The 1,176-nt window shown below is 72.4% G+C and carries 1 protein-coding gene and 1 pseudogene; both read left to right on the forward strand.

Annotation, left to right across the window (positions count from 1 at the left end; translation table 11 throughout):
- Positions 1 to 264 (forward strand): annotated as a pseudogene (locus tag D477_RS22945) (hypothetical protein); the annotation flags it as partial.
- Positions 265 to 1,002 (forward strand): CIS tube protein, encoded by a 738-nt coding sequence (locus tag D477_RS20865; protein ID WP_005275621.1) that lies wholly within the window; start codon positions 265 to 267, stop codon positions 1,000 to 1,002. It begins immediately after the preceding pseudogene.
- Positions 1,003 to 1,176: the final 174 nt, after the last annotated feature.

Raw genomic sequence — 1,176 nt, forward strand, 5'->3', positions numbered from 1 at the left:
CCGGCGGCCGCCGGCGCTGTTCCTCCTCCCCCGCCGACCCGGCGCCTTGCCCCGGAGGCCACGGCAGCACCCGCTGTTTCCGGGATTCCTGCGGCGGAAACCGAAGCCCTGCAGCTCGAGGAGGTTCCGTCGTCGGGCTTGTGGCCGGACCTGCCGGGACAAGGCCGGGCCTCCCTGGCGGAGCCTGCCAGCCAGCTGCCTGGACAGTGGCTGGAAGCGCTGGCACGGGCGGAACGGCTGGCCGGCGAGCAGGGGGCGCGCTAGATGGAGCACGTGTCGTTCCTGATCGAGGAGACCGGCGAGCACCTCAGCTGCCTGCTCAACCCCGAATCGCTGGTGATGACCAGGACCGCAGGCGTGGAAACCCGGCGCTCCTCGGGAGGCCGCTTGACCGGTACCGGGCTGGCAGACGACCCGCTGCTCTTCACCGGCGGGGGCCGCACGGAGCTGCAGCTCGAGCTGCTTTTCGACGTGGACCTCGCCCCGGCGGACATCCCGGTTACGGACGTGCGCCAGATGACCCGGCCCATCTGGAAGCTCGCGGAAAACTCGGCCGAGGCGGCCCGGCGCCGCCGGCCACCGCTCGCGTGCCTGGCCTGGGGCATGGCCTGGTTCATCCCCGGGATTGTCACGGAAGTCGCCGAGCGGTTCGACCGCTTCGCCCCGGACGGTTCGCCGCTGCGTTCCTGGCTGAAGCTGCACTTCGTCCGCACGGGCTCCGCCGCGGACGAACCCGGCGGGGAGAACTACGAGCTGGCACAGCGCCTCCCTCCGGTGGATGCCACCGCCCCCGCCGTCGGCTCGGTCGAGGTCCTCGGCAGCGGTACCGACGAGGCGGATGCGGACGGCGTCCCAGCGGTGCACCCGACCGACCTCGGGCTGCTCTCCCAGGCCGCCTTCGGCACTCCGCTGCTCTGGAAGCAGCTGCTCGCCTACAACGGTGTCGACGATCCCTTCCACTTCACCGGACCGCTGGCCGTGCCGCCGCTGTCCGAGGCCTGAGCCATGCGCCAGGTCCAGGGGCTGCCGGAACTCATCATCACCCTCGGGCGGCGCCGGCTGTCCGCTGCGGAAACTGCCGCCGTGGTTTCCGTGCAGGTCCGTGCCGTGCTGGGCAGCCCGACCCAGTGCCAGCTGACCCTGCAGGCGGACGGCGCCGGGCCGCGGGAACTCGCG

This window comes from Arthrobacter crystallopoietes BAB-32, from assembly GCF_000328305.2.
GTDB classification, from domain to species: Bacteria; Actinomycetota; Actinomycetes; order Actinomycetales; family Micrococcaceae; genus Crystallibacter; species Crystallibacter crystallopoietes_A.